This is a genomic window from Pseudomonas sp. BF-B-26 (genome assembly GCF_019956495.1).
Lineage (GTDB): Bacteria > Pseudomonadota > Gammaproteobacteria > Pseudomonadales > Pseudomonadaceae > Aquipseudomonas.
The window spans coordinates 20,258-36,951 of sequence record NZ_JAHBDP010000084.1; the positions used below are offsets into that span (position 1 = coordinate 20,258).

Below are 16,694 nucleotides of genomic sequence, written 5' to 3' on the forward strand. Positions count from 1 at the left end.
ATCAGGTCTCCAGCGCCACCAGACAAGGCTTTGCAATCATTTGCAAGCACTGCGGGCCACTACCTCGACATCCGGGAGTAGCGCGGCCCGATTTGATCTGGTAAGTTCGCCCGCTTGCAGCCGCAGGGCCGGCAGGTGTCGGTGATGGAGCAATCCTGCGCAATGGATTACAAGAGTAGAGGCGGTCTATTTCATGTCCACCCAAGCAAAGCAACAACAGAACCAGTCGATCAGCGGCTTCGAACCCTACAAAGAAGTGAAGGGCGAGGAGTACATGGGCAAGCCCATGCGCGCTCACTTCACCAAGATCCTGAATAAGTGGAAACAGGACTTGATGCAGGAAGTCGACCGTACTGTTGATCACATGAAAGACGAAGCGGCCAACTTCCCGGACCCGGCAGACCGTGCCAGCCAGGAAGAAGAATTCAGCCTCGAGCTGCGTGCCCGCGACCGCGAGCGCAAGTTGATCAAAAAGATCGACAAGACGCTGCAACTGATCGAAGACGAAGAATATGGCTGGTGCGAGTCCTGCGGCGTCGAAATCGGCGTCAAGCGACTGGAAGCCCGCCCTACCGCCGACATGTGCGTTGACTGCAAGACCCTGGCGGAAATCAAGGAAAAGCAAGTCGGCAAGTAATCTCGACTTGAACGAAAAACGGAGCGTGCGAACGCTCCGTTTTTGTTTCTGACATTCGCCACGGCGAGCCCTCCTGTGGGAGCGAGCCTGCTCGCGATTGCGGCGTGTCAGTCAACGAATGTGTTGTATGTGAAACCGCTATCGCGAGCAGGCTCACTCCCACAGGGACTCGCGCACGACCAGAGATGTAACATTCGTCCATGACCGCCACGACTTCCACTCCCTACATCGGGCGCTTCGCCCCCACGCCCAGTGGCCATCTGCATTTCGGTTCGCTGGTCGCAGCGCTGGCCTCATACCTCGACGCGCGCTCGGTGGGTGGTCGCTGGCTGACGCGCATGGAAGATCTCGATCCTCCCAGGGAAGAGCCCGGCGCTCAAGCGGCGATCCTCAAAGCCCTGGAAAGCTACGGTTTCGAGTGGGATGGCGAAATGGTCCGACAGAGTGACCGGCACGATGCCTACGCCGAAGTCCTCAATCGCCTGTTCAATCAGGGCCTGGCCTACGCTTGCACTTGCTCGCGCAAACAATTGGAGCCGTATCACGGGATTTACCCGGGCTTTTGTCGCAACGCCGGTCATGACACTAAAGATGCTGCGATTCGCCTGCGTGTCCCCGAGCTGGAATATCACTTCATCGACCGAGTGCAAGGCGAATACCGCCAACACCTGGGCCGGGAAGTCGGAGATTTCGTGATTCGTCGCCGCGACGGGCTCTACGCCTATCAATTGGCGGTGGTGCTGGACGACGCCTGGCAAGGCATTACCGATATCGTCCGCGGCGCCGACCTGCTCGACTCCACGCCGCGCCAGCTCTACTTGCAAGAACTGCTTGGCCTGCCGCAACCGCGCTATCTGCATATCCCGCTGATCACCCAGCCCGATGGCCACAAGCTCGGCAAGTCCTATCGTTCGCCGCCGTTGACCGAAGATCAGGCAACCCCCTTGTTGCTGCGTGCATTGCGCGCACTGGGGCACAATCCCGGTGCCGAACTGGCTTACGCCACCCCACGGGAAGTGTTGAACTGGGGCATCGCCCACTGGGATGCCGTGTTGATCCCGCGCACACTCAACCTGCCCGAAGCACAACTACAGTGATCACACTTGCAGTGGCGCGCCCATCCGTTACCATCGCCGCACGTTTTCGGGCACGCGCATAAAAAAGAGAGGCCGGGATGTACATCTATCGCTTGGTCCTGCTCCTGGTAGTGGGGATTTATCTGTTCTCCCCGGCCATCATGGATTGGTGGATCGACGCCACTGGCGCCTGGTATCGCCCTTATCTGCTCTGGCTGATTCTGATCGTCGTGACCTTCATCCTGCAGAGTCAAAAAGATGCCGATGAGCTTTAGCCTGACCCAGATGATCCTGATCAGCGCCGCCTACCTGGCGGTGCTGTTCGGCGTAGCCTGGATCAGCGAACGGGGCATGATCCCCCGGGCGATCATTCGCCACCCGCTGACGTACACCCTGTCGCTGGGCGTGTATGCCAGTGCGTGGGCGTTTTACGGCACGGTGGGCCTGGCCTATCAATACGGCTACGGATTTTTGTCCAGCTATCTGGGCGTCTCCGGCGCGTTTCTGCTGGCGCCGGTGCTTTTGTATCCGATCCTGAAAATCACCCGCACGTATCAGCTGTCGTCGCTGGCCGATCTGTTCGCCTTCCGTTTCCGCAGCACCTGGGCCGGCGCACTGACCACGATCTTCATGCTGATCGGCGTGCTGCCGCTGCTGGCGTTGCAGATTCAGGCGGTGGCCGACTCCATCGGCATCCTCACCCGCGAGCCGGTGCAACATCGCGTGGCCCTGAGCTTCTGCGCACTGATTACGCTGTTCACGATTTTCTTCGGCTCGCGGCACATTGCGACGCGGGAGAAACACGAAGGCCTGGTGTTCGCGATTGCCTTTGAATCGGTGATCAAGCTGATCGCCATCGGCGGTGTTGGCTTGTATGCGTTGTACGGCGTATTCGACGGCCCGCAACAGCTGGAACTGTGGCTACTGCAAAACCAGACCGCCCTCGCCGCGTTGCACACGCCATTGCAGGAAGGTCCATGGCGCACGCTGCTGCTGGTGTTCTTCGCTTCGGCGATCGTGATGCCGCACATGTACCACATGACGTTTACCGAAAACCTCAACCCTCGCTCGCTGGTCAGCGCGAGCTGGGGCTTGCCACTGTTTCTGCTGTTGATGAGCCTGGCGGTACCGCTAATTCTCTGGGCCGGGCTGAAACTCGGCGCCACCACCAACCCGGAATACTTCACGCTGGGCATCGGCATCGCCGCCAACAACAAGGCCCTGGCGCTATTGGCCTATGTCGGTGGCTTGTCGGCGGCCAGCGGCTTGATCATTGTCACCACCCTGGCGCTGTCCGGGATGGCGCTGAACCATTTGGTGTTGCCGCTCTATCAGCCGCCGGCCGAAGGCAATATCTACCGCTGGTTGAAGTGGACCCGCCGGGCGCTGATCGTCGCGATCATCATGGCCGGTTACGGTTTCTACCTGCTGCTGGGCGCGGAGCAGGACCTGGCGAATCTGGGCATCGTCGCCTTCGTCGCCACTCTGCAATTCCTGCCGGGCGTGCTGTCGGTACTGTACTGGCCGACCGCCAACCGCCGCGGTTTCATCGCCGGTTTGCTCGCGGGGATTCTGGTGTGGCTGGTAACCATGCTGCTGCCGCTGGTCGGCAATCTGCAGGGTTTCTACATACCGCTGCTGAACATGATCTACGTGCTGGACGACACCAGTTGGCACATGGCGGCGATCGCCTCGCTGGCGGCCAACGTGCTGATGTTCACCCTGATCTCGCTGTTCACCAACGCCAGCAGCGAAGAAGCCAGCGCCGCCGAAGCCTGCGCCGTGGACAACGTGCGTCGGCCGCAACGCCGCGAACTGCACGCCGCCTCCCCCCAGGAATTCGCCACACAGCTTGCCAAGCCCCTGGGCGCCAAGGCTGCGCAGAAAGAAGTCGAACAGGCCCTGCGCGACCTCTATCTGCCTTTCGATGAACGCCGGCCTTACGCCTTGCGTCGCTTGCGCGACCGTATCGAAGCCAACCTCTCCGGCCTGATGGGGCCGAGTGTGGCTCAGGACATGGTCGAGACATTCCTGCCTTATAAGGCCGGCGGCGAAAACTACGTCACCGAAGACATCCACTTCATCGAAAGTCGCCTCGAGGATTACCACTCGCGCCTGACCGGGCTGGCCGCCGAACTCGATGCCCTGCGCCGCTATCACCGCCAGACCCTGCAGGAATTGCCGATGGGCGTTTGCTCGCTGGCCAAGGATCAGGAAATCCTCATGTGGAACAAAGCCATGGAGGAGCTGACTGGCATTGCCGCACAGCGTGTGGTCGGCTCGCGGCTGAGCACCATTGCCGATCCCTGGAAAGAGCTGCTGCAAGGCTTCATCAATCTGCCGGACGAACATTTGCACAAACAGCACCTGGCCCTCGACGGCCAGACCCGCTGGCTGAACTTGCACAAAGCCGCGATCGATGAACCGTTGGCCCCGGGTAACAGCGGCCTGGTGCTGCTGGTTGAAGACCTGACCGAAACCCAGATGCTCGAAGACAAACTGGTGCACTCCGAGCGCCTGGCCAGCATCGGTCGACTCGCCGCCGGTGTGGCCCATGAAATCGGTAACCCGATCACTGGCATCGCCTGTCTGGCGCAGAACCTGCGCGAAGAGCGCGAAGAAGACAGCGAACTGAAGGAAATCAGCGGGCAGATCCTGGAGCAGACCAAACGCGTGTCGCGCATCGTTCAGTCGCTGATGAGCTTCGCCCACGCCGGCAGTCATCAGCACAGCGACGAGCCCGTCTGTCTGGCCGAAGTGGCCCAGGATGCCATCGGTTTGCTGGCGCTGAACCGACGCAATTTCGAAGTGCAGTTCTACAACCTGTGCGATCCCGATCACTGGGTCGAAGGCGACCCGCAGCGACTTGCGCAAGTACTGATCAACCTGCTCTCAAACGCCCGCGACGCCTCGCCTCCCGGCAGTGCGGTACGGGTCAAAAGCGAAGCCGGCGAACACACGGTCGATTTGATCGTGGAGGACGAAGGCAGCGGTATTCCGAAGAACATCATGGACAGATTGTTCGAACCTTTCTTCACCACCAAGGATCCTGGCGAAGGCACCGGTCTGGGCCTTGCACTGGTCTATTCCATCGTTGAAGAGCATTATGGACAAATCACCATCGACAGCCCGGCTGATGTTCAAAGCCAACGCGGCACCCGTATCCGGGTGACCTTGCCGCGTCATGTCGAAGCGACGTCCGCTGTGAACTGAGACCGTCGAGAGTATCGAATCAATGCCGCACATTTTGATCGTCGAAGACGAAACAATTATCCGCTCCGCCTTGCGCCGCCTGCTGGAACGTAACCAGTACCAGGTCAGCGAAGCCGGTTCAGTGCAGGAAGCACAAGAACGCTTCACCATTCCCACGTTCGACCTGATCGTCAGCGACCTGCGTCTGCCTGGCGCGCCTGGCACCGAGTTGATCAAACTCGGCCAGGGCACTCCGGTGTTGATCATGACCAGCTACGCCAGCCTGCGTTCGGCGGTCGACTCGATGAAGATGGGCGCGGTGGATTACATCGCCAAGCCTTTCGATCACGATGAAATGCTGCAAGCCGTCGCGCGAATCCTGCGTGACCGTCAAACTGTGCAAGCCAGCGGTGAACCGGTCGCTGGCAAAGCCGGTAATGGCGCCGCGAAACCGGGCGCCAGCAACAACAATGGCGAAATCGGCATCATCGGCTCCTGCCCGCCGATGCAGGATCTGTACAGCAAGATCCGCAAAGTCGCGCCAACCGACTCCAATGTTTTGATTCAGGGCGAATCCGGCACCGGTAAAGAACTGGTGGCGCGCGCCCTGCACAACCTGTCCAAACGTGCCAAGGCGCCGATGATTTCGGTGAACTGCGCGGCCATTCCGGAAAGCCTGATCGAGTCCGAACTGTTCGGCCACGAAAAAGGCGCGTTCACTGGCGCCAGCGCCGGGCGTGCCGGCCTGGTAGAAGCCGCCGACGGCGGCACCTTGTTCCTCGACGAAATCGGCGAACTGCCACTGGAAGCCCAGGCCCGCCTGCTGCGCGTGCTGCAGGAAGGTGAAATTCGTCGTGTGGGTTCGGTGCAGTCCCAGAAAGTCGATGTGCGCCTGATCGCCGCGACTCACCGGGACCTCAAGAGCCTGGCGAAGATCGGCCAGTTCCGTGAAGACTTGTATTACCGCCTTCACGTGATCGCCCTGAAACTGCCGGCCCTGCGCGAGCGCGGTGCCGACGTCAACGAAATTGCCAACGCGTTCCTGGCGCGGCAGAGCGCGCGGGTCAACCGCACCGACCTGAAGTTCGCCCCGGATGCCGAGCAAGCCATTCGTCACTACTCCTGGCCGGGTAACGTTCGGGAGCTGGAAAACGCCGTAGAACGTGCGGTCATTCTGTGTGAGAGCCCGGAGATTTCCGCCGAGCTGCTGGGGATCGACATCGAGCTGAGCGATCTGGACGATGACGATTTCATCGGCCTGCCACCACAACAGGGCAGCGCCGCCGGTAACAATAGCCATGAGCCGACCGAAGACCTGTCACTGGAAGACTACTTCCAACACTTCGTTCTCGAGCACCAGGACCACATGACCGAAACCGAGTTGGCACGCAAACTCGGTGTCAGTCGCAAATGCCTGTGGGAACGCCGTCAGCGCCTGGGCATTCCGCGGCGCAAGACCGGGGTGGCCAGCGAGAGCTGAACCTCACCTGTCTGATGTGCGGGTAACACGTGACAAGGTGAAAAAACTGTTACCTCACCTTTTCCACGTAACAGAAGCCGGGGCTTACGGTAACGAAGCCCCGGTTTTTTTTGGCCTCTGAAAACCTCACCAACGGGCCTAACCCCTTGTTTTGCTGGGCCTCGCAAAAGTTGGCACGCACCCTGCTATATGTTTGGTACAAGAACAATAACAAGCAATGCACAAGACAATAAAAATAAGACGTATCGACTCACGCACAATAAAAACAAGACGGCGAGAGGCGTAGCTAACTGATTCTTTTGGAGAGGCGTTGTATTTGGGGCTTGCCCCACGACCAGGCCGAGAACAACAAAAAACTGTCACAAGACAGAGCCTGAACTGGTTGGATCGCAAGATCACTGCAACACAGCGACCAAAGCAATCCGTTTGCTCTTGGCTCCCGATTGGGAGGGTCATGAAGGAAAAACTTCATGGCGAGGGCACTTAACAAAAACAAAAAGCCCGAATCAAAAATAAAAATAGAGCATGCAACTACTTTCTTGGGGAGCTTCGGCTCCCCTTGTAGTTTCTGGTGTTTGGCCCTTGTAGCGGCACACAGAACCAATCCGCACCAATAAGCCCCTGCTTCAAGCGCTTGCGCAGCTTCCTACACCATCCCCCGACTAAATGCTAGAATCCCCGCCCATCATGCGGTCATTCTTCGTTTTGGCCGAACATTCCTTCAAACAGTGCATCCCATGCTGAAGAAGCTGTTCCAGTCATTCCGTTCTCCCAAGCGTCATACGCAACACATTCGCAGTACGCCTGAAGTGCTCAACAGCGGCCAACATTCGCTGCAAAAGGCCCAATTCAGTCGCTACGCGGTGAACATCGTCGAACGCCTGCAGAACGCCGGTTATCAGGCTTACCTGGTCGGCGGCTGTGTGCGTGACATGCTGCTCGGCATCACGCCAAAAGATTTCGACGTCGCCACCAGTGCCACGCCTGAGCAGGTGCGGGCCGAATTCCGCAACGCGCGGATCATCGGTCGCCGCTTCAAGCTGGTGCACATCCACTTTGGCCGCGAAATCATTGAAGTCGCGACCTTCCGCGCCAATCACCCGCAAAACGATGAAGAGGAAGACAGCAACCAGTCTTCCCGTAACGAAAGCGGGCGCATCCTGCGCGATAACGTCTATGGCACGCTGGAAGAAGACGCGCAGCGCCGCGACTTCACCATCAACGCCTTGTATTACGATCCGGTCAGCGAGCGCATCCTCGATTACGCCAACGGCGTACACGACATCCGCAATCACCTGATCCGCCTGATCGGCGACCCGAAGCAACGCTACCAGGAAGATCCGGTACGGATGCTGCGAGCCGTGCGTTTCGCCGCCAAGCTTAATTTCGGCATCGAAAAGCACAGCGCCGTGCCAATCCGTGAACTGGCGCCGATGCTGCGCGAGATCCCATCGGCCCGCCTGTTCGAAGAAGTGCTCAAGCTGTTCCTCTCCGGCCATGCCGCGGACACCTTCGAGATGCTGGTCGACCTGCAGCTGTTCGATCCGCTGTTCCCGGCCAGTGCCGAGGCGCTGGAATACAACCCGACGTACACCCACACGCTGATCAGCGATGCGTTGATCAACACCGATCTGCGGATCAAACAGAACAAACCGGTGACCCCGGCGTTCCTGTTTGCGGCGCTGCTTTGGCCTGCCCTGCCGGCCCGTGTATTGCGCCTGCAAGAACGTGGCATGCCGCCGATTCCGGCCATGCAGGAAGCCGCTCACGAGTTGATTGCCGAACAGTGCCAGCGCATCGCGATTCCGAAACGCTTCACCATGCCGATCCGCGAGATCTGGGACATGCAAGAGCGTCTGCCACGCCGCAGCGGCAAGCGCGCCGACCTGTTGCTGGACAATCCGCGGTTCCGTGCCGGTTACGACTTCCTGCTGCTGCGCGAAAGCGCCGGTGAGCAGACCGAAGGCCTGGGCGAATGGTGGACGGACTATCAGGACGCCAACGACAGCGAACGTCGCGACATGATCCGCGACCTCAGCGGCAAGGATGACGGCACCGGCGCGCCACGCAAGCGTCGCCGCAGCGGTGGTGCCAAGCGCAAACGCACCGCCGGCGCACCGAGCGCCACGGGCGAGTAATCCATGGAACGCATCTACATCGGCATGGGCAGCAATCTGGCTGACCCCGCCGAACAATTGCGCAGCGCCGTCGAGGCGCTGACACAGTTGCCGCAGACCGAACTGATCGGGGTTTCCGGGTTTTATCAGAGCGACTCGCTGCTGCCCGGCCAACCGCGTTATACCAACGCGGTTGCCGCCCTCGACAGCACGCTCCCGCCGCTGGAGCTGCTTGATGCGCTGCAAGCCATCGAGAACGGACAGGGCCGCGAGCGCCTTGAACGTTGGGGGCCGCGTACGCTGGATCTCGACATCGTACTGTTCGGTGATCGGCAGATCGATGAACCTCGCCTCAAGGTGCCTCACTACCATATGCAGGAACGAGCGTTCGTTCTCTATCCACTGGCCGAACTGGCGCCTGCGGATTTGCGTCTGGCTGATGGCCGCAGCCTGAGCGATTTGCTCGCTGCCTGCCCGTTCGTCGGCCTGGAACGCCTCTCCCAAAATTGACAAAAATCCCCTGTGGGAGCGGGCTTGCTCGCGAATGCGGTGTGCCATCCAGCCTCAATGTTGACTGACACACCGCATTCGCGAGCAAGCCCGCTCCCACAGTGTTTTGTACCGGACTCAAGATCGACGGCAATCCTGCTGAATCGCATCAGTTACCCCGGTAACACCCCACACGTAACAATGCGGTAACACACGCAATTGACTTCCCGAGTTCTCCTCACGACTATAGGCGTCCCGCTGCCGCCAACACGGCGTTGAAGGGCGCAATCCAGGCCTTAAAAGCACGACAACAGACCGTGCGCCTGTATTTAACGAAGAATCACGCGCGTTACTCGCAGTAGTTTCCACAGCGCCTGAATGAGGAACTTTTCATGCCAGCCATCACCCTGACCACTCTGCAAGGTCTCAAACAAAAAGGTGAAAAGATCACCATGCTGACCTGCTATGACGCGACCTTCGCCCACGCCTGCAATGAGGCTGGCGTCGAAGTGCTACTGGTGGGCGACTCCCTAGGCATGGTTTTGCAAGGTCACGACAGCACCCTGCCGGTCACCACCGCGGAAATGGCTTACCACGTGGCATCCGTCAAACGCGGTAACACCGATGCGTTGATCCTCGCCGACCTGCCCTTCATGGCCTACGCCACCCTCGAACAAACCATGACCAACAGCGCCCTGTTGATGCAGGCGGGTGCGCACATGGTCAAGGTTGAAGGTGCGCTGTGGCTGGCGGACTCGATCCGTCTGCTGGCCGAACGCGGTATCCCGGTGTGCGCCCACATGGGGCTGACACCGCAATCGGTGAATATTCTGGGCGGTTACAAAGTCCAGGGCCGCAGCGAGAACCAGGCACGCCAGATGCGCGCCGATGCCATCGCTCTGGAACAGGCGGGGGCAGCCATGCTGTTGCTCGAGTGCGTACCGAGTGAACTGGCTCAGGAAATCACCCAGGCGGTGGGTATCCCGGTGATCGGCATCGGCGCCGGCAGCGGCACCGACGGCCAGGTCCTGGTTCTGCACGACATGCTCGGCCTGTCGATCACTGGCCGTATGCCGAAGTTCGTGAAGAACTTCATGGCCGGGCAACAAAACATTCAAGCGGCGCTTGGTGCGTACGTCACTGAAGTCAAAGCGGCGACTTTCCCTGGTATCGAACACGGATTCTCTGCATGAACACCGTAAAAACCGTACGCGAATTGCGGGCCGCAGTGGCCCGTGCCCGCAGTGAAGGCAAGCGCATCGGCTTCGTGCCGACCATGGGCAACCTGCACAGCGGTCATGTGGCACTGGTGACCAAAGCCACCCAACGGGTGGATTTCGTGGTCGCGAGCATTTTCGTCAACCCGTTGCAGTTCGGCGCCGGCGAAGACCTCGACAAGTACCCGCGCACCCTCGCGGCCGATCAGGAGAAACTGCTCCAGGCCGGCTGCCACTTGCTGTTCGCGCCAACCGTTGAAGAAATGTACCCCGACGGCATGGTCGGCCAGACCCGTGTCAGCGTTCCGCAACTCTCCGAAGGCCTGTGCGGCGCCAGCCGTCCCGGGCATTTCGAAGGGGTGGCGACGGTCGTCACCAAGCTGTTCAACATGGTCCAGCCGGACCTGGCGATCTTCGGCCAGAAAGACTTCCAGCAACTGGCGGTGATCCGCGCCCTGGTGCATGACCTGAACATGCCGATCCAGATCATCGGCGAACCGACGGTACGTGCGGCCGATGGCCTGGCGCTGTCGTCGCGCAATGGTTTCCTCAGCGAAGAACAGCGGGCCGTTGCGCCAGTTGTGTATCGCGGTTTGAGCCAGATTGCCGACGCAATCAAACAGGGCGAACGGGATTTCCCGGCGTTGATTGATGCGCAGATCAAGCAGCTTGAAGCGGCGGGTTTGCGTCCTGACTATCTGGAGATTCGCCATGCGCTGACCTTGCGCCCGGCGACTGCGCAGGATCGGGATCTGGTGATTCTGGTGGCGGCGTTCCTGGGCACTACGCGGCTGATCGACAACCTGCATCTGAACCTCGACACACCCGCCTGAACACCGCAATACAAATGTGGGAGCGGGCTTGCTCGCGAATGCGGCAGATCAGTCGGCATCAATACTGAATGACACACCACATTCGCGAGCAAGCCCGCTCCCACATTGGGTCGGCGGTGACTCCACACGCCGTATTGCTGGCCCTCAAGTCTTTGGGCACAATGCCCGCCGTTCGATTCCGACCTGGGGAAACACTCATGCACGCCATCATGCTCAAAGCCAAGCTGCATCGCGCCGAAGTCACCCACGCTGTACTCGATTACGAAGGTTCTTGCGCCATCGACGGCGAATGGCTGGACCTGTCCGGCATCCGTGAGTACGAACAGATCCAGATCTACAACATCGACAATGGTGAACGCTTCACCACCTACGCGATTCGTGGCGAAGAAGGCTCGCGCATGATCTCGGTCAATGGTGCCGCAGCGCACAAGGCCAAGGTCGGTGACCGCGTGATCATCTGCGCATACGCCCACTACAGCGAAGCCGAGCTGCTCAACTTCAAGCCACGCATGCTCTACATGGCCCCGGGTAATGAACTGAGCCACACCAGCAATGCCATTCCGGTTCAGGTCGCCTGATCCAGTCTTAGCCCTTCCCCTTCCGTTTGTCGGACCGTTCCCTGCTCGATGTATAAAAAAGTACCGGGAACGGGTCAGACAAAGTCAAGACAGATCGCAGCGCGAGGTTTACTGTATTCGCCCTGTGTCATGAAATCGTGTCGACGCAGTTGACCGGAGGCCCACCCACAGCGCTCCGGTATTTTCAGTGTTCAAAAGGCCGTTCAAGTAAAAAGGAAACCCGCAGCGATGGCGTATTACCGCACCCCTCAAGACGTTACCGCTCTGCCCGCCTGGCAAGCGTTGAATGACCACCGCCAAGCCATGCAAGATTTCAGCATGCGCGAAGCCTTTAATGCCGATCCGCAGCGCTTTACCCAATTCACCCTCAGCAGCTGCGGCCTGTTTCTCGATTACTCGAAGAACCTGATCAACACCGAGACCCGCGATCTGCTGGTGGGCCTGGCGAACGAAGTCGACCTCCAGGGCGCGATCAAAGCGCTGTTCGAAGGCGAAATCGTCAACTCCTCCGAAGGTCGTCCGGCCTTGCACACCGCACTGCGCCGTCCGGTCGGCGACAAGCTGAAGGTCAACGGCGTCAACGTGATGCCGGAAGTGCACAAGGTCCTGAACCAGATCACCGACCTCGTGGGCCGTATCCACGACGGTCTGTGGCGCGGTTACTCCGAGAAGCCGATCACTGATGTGGTGAACATCGGCATCGGCGGCTCGTTCCTCGGCCCGGAACTGGTCTCCGAAGCGCTGCTGTCTTACGCCCAGAAGGGTGTGCGCTGCCATTACCTGGCGAACATCGACGGCAGTGAGTTCCACGAACTGACCATGAAGCTGCGTGCCGAAACCACGCTGTTCATCGTTTCGTCGAAATCCTTCAACACCCTCGAAACCCTGAAGAATGCCCAGGCTGCACGCGCCTGGTACCTGGCTCAGGGTGGTTCGGAAGCCGAGCTGTACCGTCACTTCATCGCCGTCTCCAGCAACAATGCAGCGGCAGTGGCCTTCGGGATCCGCGAAGAAAACATCTTCCCGATGTGGGACTGGGTTGGCGGCCGTTACTCGCTGTGGTCGGCCATCGGTTTGCCAATCGCGCTGGCCATCGGCATGTCGAACTTCAAGGAATTGCTGTCCGGTGCCTACACCATGGACCAGCATTTCCAGAGCGCACCTTTCGAACAGAACATGCCAGTGCTGCTGGCCCTGCTCGGCGTGTGGTACGGAAATTTCTGGGGCGCGCAAAGCCACGCGATCCTGCCGTACGACCACTACCTGCGTAACATCACCAAGCATTTGCAACAGCTGGACATGGAATCCAACGGCAAGAGCGTGCGTCAGGACGGCACACCAGTGTCCACCGACACCGGTCCGGTGATCTGGGGCGGCGTGGGTTGCAACGGTCAGCACGCCTACCACCAGTTGTTGCACCAGGGCACCCAACTGATCCCGGCCGACTTCATCGTGCCGATCGTCAGCTTCAACCCGGTGTCCGACCACCACCAGTGGCTGTACGCCAACTGCCTGTCGCAAAGCCAGGCGCTGATGCTGGGCAAGACCCTTGCCGAGGCCGAAGCCGAGTTGCGCGACAAAGGCATGAGCGAAGAAGAGGTGCAGAAACTTGCGTCTCACAAGGTGATCCCGGGCAACCGTCCGAGCAATACGTTGGTGGTCGAACGCATCAGCCCGCGTCGTCTCGGCGCACTGGTGGCGATGTACGAACACAAAGTCTTCGTGCAAAGCGTGATCTGGGGCATCAACGCCTTCGACCAGTGGGGCGTGGAACTGGGTAAAGAGCTGGGCAAAGGCGTCTACAACCGCCTGGTCGGCAGCGAAGAAAGCCCGGCTGACGATGCCTCGACCCAAGGCTTGATCAACTACTTCCGCGGTCGTCACCGCGGCTGATCTGACGCCACTCGGCAGCACTTGTGGGAGCGAGCCTGCTCGCGATAGCGGTCTGACATACAACATTAATGTTGAATGTCATGCCCCCATCGCGAGCAGGCTCGCTCCCACATTGGTTTGCGTCAGTCACAAATTTTGCAGCCAGCCCCTTCCACACCGATCGGCAGCCGACTTGAACCCTTCCCCCACTCGGCGCATCTTTATTACTTGCAGCAACAAGAATAAGGAACCGTCATGTTCGATATCAGCACGTTCCCCCAAGCCGATGCCGTCCGCCGGGCCGCACAATTAAGTCAAGACGACTACAAGCGCCTGTACCGCCAATCCATCGAGCACCCCAGCACCTTCTGGGCCGAACAGGCCACACGCTTTCTCGACTGGAGTACCCCGTGGGATACCGTCCAGCGCTATAACCTGAAAACCGGTGAGGCGAGCTGGTTTGCCGGCGGCAAGTTGAATGTCAGTTACAACTGCATCGACCGCCATCTGGCAAAGCGCGGCGATCAAACCGCGATCATCTGGGAAGGCGACGACCCTGCCGAATCCGCGCAGATCAGCTACAAAAAACTTCATCACAACGTCTGCCGCCTGGCCAACGTGCTCAAAAGCCGTGGCGTGAAGAAAGGCGACCGCGTGTGCATCTACATGCCGATGATCCCCGAAACCGCCTACGCCATGCTCGCCTGCACGCGCATTGGTGCGGTGCATTCGGTGGTGTTTGCGGGTTTCTCTCCGGACTCTGTGCGTGACCGGATTCTCGATGCCGACTGCCGCACCGTGATCACCGCCGATGAAGGCGTGCGCGGCGGTAAAGTCGTGCCGCTCAAGCAGAAGGTCGACAAGGCGCTGCAAAGTTGCCCGAACGTCAGCACCGTGATCGTGGTCGAGCGTACCCAGGGCGAAGTGGACTGGGTCGAGGGCCGGGACATCTGGTATCACCAGGCGCTGCGTGACGTCAGCGACGATTGTCCGCCGGAACCGATGGGCGCCGAAGACCCGCTGTTTATCCTCTACACCTCCGGCAGCACCGGCAAACCCAAAGGCGTGCTGCACACCACCGGCGGCTACCTGCTGCAAGCGGCAATGACCTTCAAGTACGTGCTCGACTACCGCGACGACGAAGTCTTCTGGTGCACCGCCGATGTCGGCTGGGTCACCGGCCACAGCTACATCGTCTACGGTCCGCTGGCCAACGGCGCGACCACGCTGATCTTCGAAGGCGTACCGAGCTACCCGAGCAGCTCGCGCTTCTGGCAGGTGATCGACAAGCACCATGTCAACATTTTCTATACCGCCCCGACCGCCCTGCGCTCCCTGATGCGTGAAGGCCCCGAACCGTTGAAGGAAACTTCCCGCGCGAGCCTCAGATTACTCGGCACTGTCGGTGAGCCCATCAACCCGGAAGCGTGGGAGTGGTACTTCAATGCCGTCGGCGAACAGCGTTGTCCGATCGTCGATACCTGGTGGCAGACCGAAACCGGCGGCATCATGCTCAGCCCGCTGGTCAGCGCTCAACGGATCAAACCCGGTTGCGCCACGCAACCGATGTTCGGCGTGCAACCGGTGTTGCTCGACGAAGTGGGCAAGGAAATCAAAGGCGCCGGCAGCGGCGTGCTGGCGATCAAATCCAGCTGGCCGGCGCAGATCCGCAGCGTCTACGGCGACCCGCAACGAATGGTCGACACCTACTTCAAGCCCTACCCCGGTTACTATTTCACCGGCGACGGTGCCCGGCGCGATGAGGATGGCGATTACTGGATCACCGGGCGCATCGACGATGTGATCAACGTTTCCGGGCACCGCATCGGTACCGCGGAAGTGGAAAGCGCGCTGGTGCTGCACGACAGCATCGCCGAAGCAGCGGTGGTCGGTTACCCGCACGACGTCAAGGGTCAGGGCATCTATGCCTTCGTCACCCCCATGAACGGCACCGAGCCCAGTGACGAACTGAAGAAAGAATTGCTGGCTCACGTCAGCGAGGAAATCGGCAGCTTCGCCAAACCGGACCTGATCCAGTGGGCACCGGCCTTGCCGAAAACCCGTTCGGGCAAGATCATGCGGCGCATTCTGCGCAAGATCGCCTGCAACGAACTGGACAGCCTGGGCGACACCTCGACCCTGGCTGACCCGAGCGTGGTCCAGGAGTTGGTCGATAAACGCCTGAACCAGTAATCGCTCGTTTCAAAAGCCTGCGCGGCCGTTAATGGCCGCGCCTCCTTTTCCGCCACTGAGTCGCCATGGAATTCATTCGAACCCGCATCGAAACCCAGATCATGAGCCTGACCGGTCTGTCTCTGGGCAAGCTCGACCTGGAAAACCCCAAGGGTGATCCCGGCCTGTTCGGCCCCGATTCGGTGTGCTGGCAAGTGCATGGCGACTTCAGCAGCATGCTGATCGGCGGCATCAGCGCCCTGATGCTGCAAGCCCTGCATCCACTGGCCCTGGCCGGGGTCTGGGACCATTCGAATTTCCGCGAGGACATGATCGGCCGACTGCGCCGCACCGGGCAGTTCATTTCCGGCACCACGTTCGGTTCGCGAAAGGACGCCGACTGGCTGATCGAGAAAGTCCGCACCATCCACCTGCAAGTGACCGGCACGGCACCGGACGGCCGGCCCTACGCCGCCAGCGATCCCGATCTGTTGACCTGGGTGCACGTGGCCGAAGTCAGCAACTTCCTCGCGGCCCATTTGCGTTACCGCAATCCGAACCTGTCCCTGGCGGATCAGGACCGTTACTACGCGGAAATCGCGTTGGTTGCCGAACGGCTCGGCGCCCGTGACGTGCCGCGTTCGCGGCAGGAAATTGCCGATTACCTTCAACGCATTCGCCCACAGCTACTGTGCGATGAGCGCAGTCGAGAGGTGTTACGGCTGTTGTTGAACGCCCCGTCCCCCAGCCGTTTGGCCAGACCTTTCGGCGGTTTGATGATGAAGGCCGGGATCGACCTGCTGCCGGACTGGGCCAGTGACATGCTGGGCGTCAGCCAGAGCCCGCTGCAACGCAAGCTGATCCGCGCCAGCGTCAATCGCAGCGTGCCAATGCTGCGCTGGGCGGTGCGTAACGGCTCAGTGCACCGGGCCAAACGACGGATGGGATTGTTGACCTGATTGCCCCTAAAAGCATCGCGAGCAGGCTCGCTCCCACAGTGGATTTGTGTCGAGCATAAATTTTCAAACAAT

At 60.0% G+C, this 16,694-nt stretch carries 13 protein-coding genes; all 13 read left to right on the forward strand.

Features of this window, described 5'->3' with window-relative positions; all coding sequences use genetic code 11:
* The first annotated feature begins 193 nt into the window (after window positions 1-193).
* The 13 genes from dksA to KGB03_RS18755 all read left to right on the forward strand — a co-directional run bounded on the left by dksA (window position 194) and on the right by KGB03_RS18755 (window position 16,622).
* Window positions 194-637 carry an RNA polymerase-binding protein DksA gene (gene dksA / locus KGB03_RS18695; protein WP_008153293.1) on the forward strand — a complete coding sequence of 148 codons (444 nt, stop codon included), beginning with the start codon at window positions 194-196 and terminating at the stop codon, window positions 635-637.
* A gap of 200 nt (window positions 638-837) precedes the next feature.
* Window positions 838-1,734, forward strand: a complete 897-nt coding sequence (gluQRS, locus tag KGB03_RS18700; protein ID WP_223528163.1) for a tRNA glutamyl-Q(34) synthetase GluQRS — start codon at window positions 838-840, stop codon at window positions 1,732-1,734.
* A gap of 77 nt (window positions 1,735-1,811) precedes the next feature.
* Window positions 1,812-1,988 (forward strand): hypothetical protein, encoded by a 177-nt coding sequence (locus KGB03_RS18705; RefSeq protein ID WP_003176118.1) that lies wholly within the window; start codon window positions 1,812-1,814, stop codon window positions 1,986-1,988.
* Window positions 1,972-4,926, forward strand: coding sequence for a sensor histidine kinase (locus KGB03_RS18710; protein ID WP_218537481.1), 2,955 nt, complete (start codon window positions 1,972-1,974; stop codon window positions 4,924-4,926). Before KGB03_RS18705 ends, KGB03_RS18710 begins: the two co-directional genes overlap by 17 nt.
* A gap of 22 nt (window positions 4,927-4,948) precedes the next feature.
* Window positions 4,949-6,385, forward strand: coding sequence for a sigma-54-dependent transcriptional regulator (locus KGB03_RS18715; protein ID WP_218537482.1), 1,437 nt, complete (start codon window positions 4,949-4,951; stop codon window positions 6,383-6,385).
* A gap of 737 nt (window positions 6,386-7,122) precedes the next feature.
* The gene (locus KGB03_RS18720) at window positions 7,123-8,523 is read left to right on the forward strand and encodes a polynucleotide adenylyltransferase PcnB (protein ID WP_192410890.1); all 1,401 of its coding nucleotides are present in this window, start codon (window positions 7,123-7,125) and stop codon (window positions 8,521-8,523) included.
* Between the two features lie 3 nt (window positions 8,524-8,526).
* On the forward strand, window positions 8,527-9,012 hold the full coding sequence (folK, locus tag KGB03_RS18725; protein ID WP_223528165.1) for a 2-amino-4-hydroxy-6-hydroxymethyldihydropteridine diphosphokinase: 486 nt from the start codon (window positions 8,527-8,529) through the stop codon (window positions 9,010-9,012).
* A gap of 371 nt (window positions 9,013-9,383) precedes the next feature.
* On the forward strand, window positions 9,384-10,184 hold the full coding sequence (panB, locus tag KGB03_RS18730) for a 3-methyl-2-oxobutanoate hydroxymethyltransferase (protein WP_218537484.1): 801 nt from the start codon (window positions 9,384-9,386) through the stop codon (window positions 10,182-10,184).
* On the forward strand, window positions 10,181-11,041 hold the full coding sequence (gene panC, locus KGB03_RS18735; RefSeq protein ID WP_218537485.1) for a pantoate--beta-alanine ligase: 861 nt from the start codon (window positions 10,181-10,183) through the stop codon (window positions 11,039-11,041). The genes panB and panC overlap by 4 nt, the downstream gene beginning before the upstream one ends.
* Before the next feature lie 197 nt (window positions 11,042-11,238).
* A complete protein-coding gene (gene panD, locus KGB03_RS18740) occupies window positions 11,239-11,619 on the forward strand; it encodes an aspartate 1-decarboxylase (RefSeq protein ID WP_008153310.1) in 381 nt (126 codons plus the stop codon).
* Window positions 11,620-11,847: 228 nt separating this feature from the next.
* The gene (gene pgi / locus KGB03_RS18745) at window positions 11,848-13,512 is read left to right on the forward strand and encodes a glucose-6-phosphate isomerase (RefSeq protein ID WP_218537486.1); all 1,665 of its coding nucleotides are present in this window, start codon (window positions 11,848-11,850) and stop codon (window positions 13,510-13,512) included.
* Window positions 13,513-13,746: 234 nt separating this feature from the next.
* Window positions 13,747-15,684 carry an acetate--CoA ligase gene (gene acs, locus KGB03_RS18750; RefSeq protein WP_223528168.1) on the forward strand — a complete coding sequence of 646 codons (1,938 nt, stop codon included), beginning with the start codon at window positions 13,747-13,749 and terminating at the stop codon, window positions 15,682-15,684.
* A gap of 65 nt (window positions 15,685-15,749) precedes the next feature.
* Window positions 15,750-16,622 (forward strand): oxygenase MpaB family protein, encoded by an 873-nt coding sequence (locus KGB03_RS18755; protein WP_223528172.1) that lies wholly within the window; start codon window positions 15,750-15,752, stop codon window positions 16,620-16,622.
* The last annotated feature ends 72 nt before the right edge of the window (window positions 16,623-16,694 follow it).

Coding starts and splice junctions, on each gene's coding strand:
- dksA (WP_008153293.1), top strand. CDS start 194: ATGTCCACCCAAGCAAAGCAACAACAGAACCAGTCGATCAGCGGCTTC.
- gluQRS (WP_223528163.1), top strand. CDS start 838: ATGACCGCCACGACTTCCACTCCCTACATCGGGCGCTTCGCCCCCACG.
- KGB03_RS18705 (WP_003176118.1), top strand. CDS start 1,812: ATGTACATCTATCGCTTGGTCCTGCTCCTGGTAGTGGGGATTTATCTG.
- KGB03_RS18710 (WP_218537481.1), top strand. CDS start 1,972: ATGCCGATGAGCTTTAGCCTGACCCAGATGATCCTGATCAGCGCCGCC.
- KGB03_RS18715 (WP_218537482.1), top strand. CDS start 4,949: ATGCCGCACATTTTGATCGTCGAAGACGAAACAATTATCCGCTCCGCC.
- KGB03_RS18720 (WP_192410890.1), top strand. CDS start 7,123: ATGCTGAAGAAGCTGTTCCAGTCATTCCGTTCTCCCAAGCGTCATACG.
- folK (WP_223528165.1), top strand. CDS start 8,527: ATGGAACGCATCTACATCGGCATGGGCAGCAATCTGGCTGACCCCGCC.
- panB (WP_218537484.1), top strand. CDS start 9,384: ATGCCAGCCATCACCCTGACCACTCTGCAAGGTCTCAAACAAAAAGGT.
- panC (WP_218537485.1), top strand. CDS start 10,181: ATGAACACCGTAAAAACCGTACGCGAATTGCGGGCCGCAGTGGCCCGT.
- panD (WP_008153310.1), top strand. CDS start 11,239: ATGCACGCCATCATGCTCAAAGCCAAGCTGCATCGCGCCGAAGTCACC.
- pgi (WP_218537486.1), top strand. CDS start 11,848: ATGGCGTATTACCGCACCCCTCAAGACGTTACCGCTCTGCCCGCCTGG.
- acs (WP_223528168.1), top strand. CDS start 13,747: ATGTTCGATATCAGCACGTTCCCCCAAGCCGATGCCGTCCGCCGGGCC.
- KGB03_RS18755 (WP_223528172.1), top strand. CDS start 15,750: ATGGAATTCATTCGAACCCGCATCGAAACCCAGATCATGAGCCTGACC.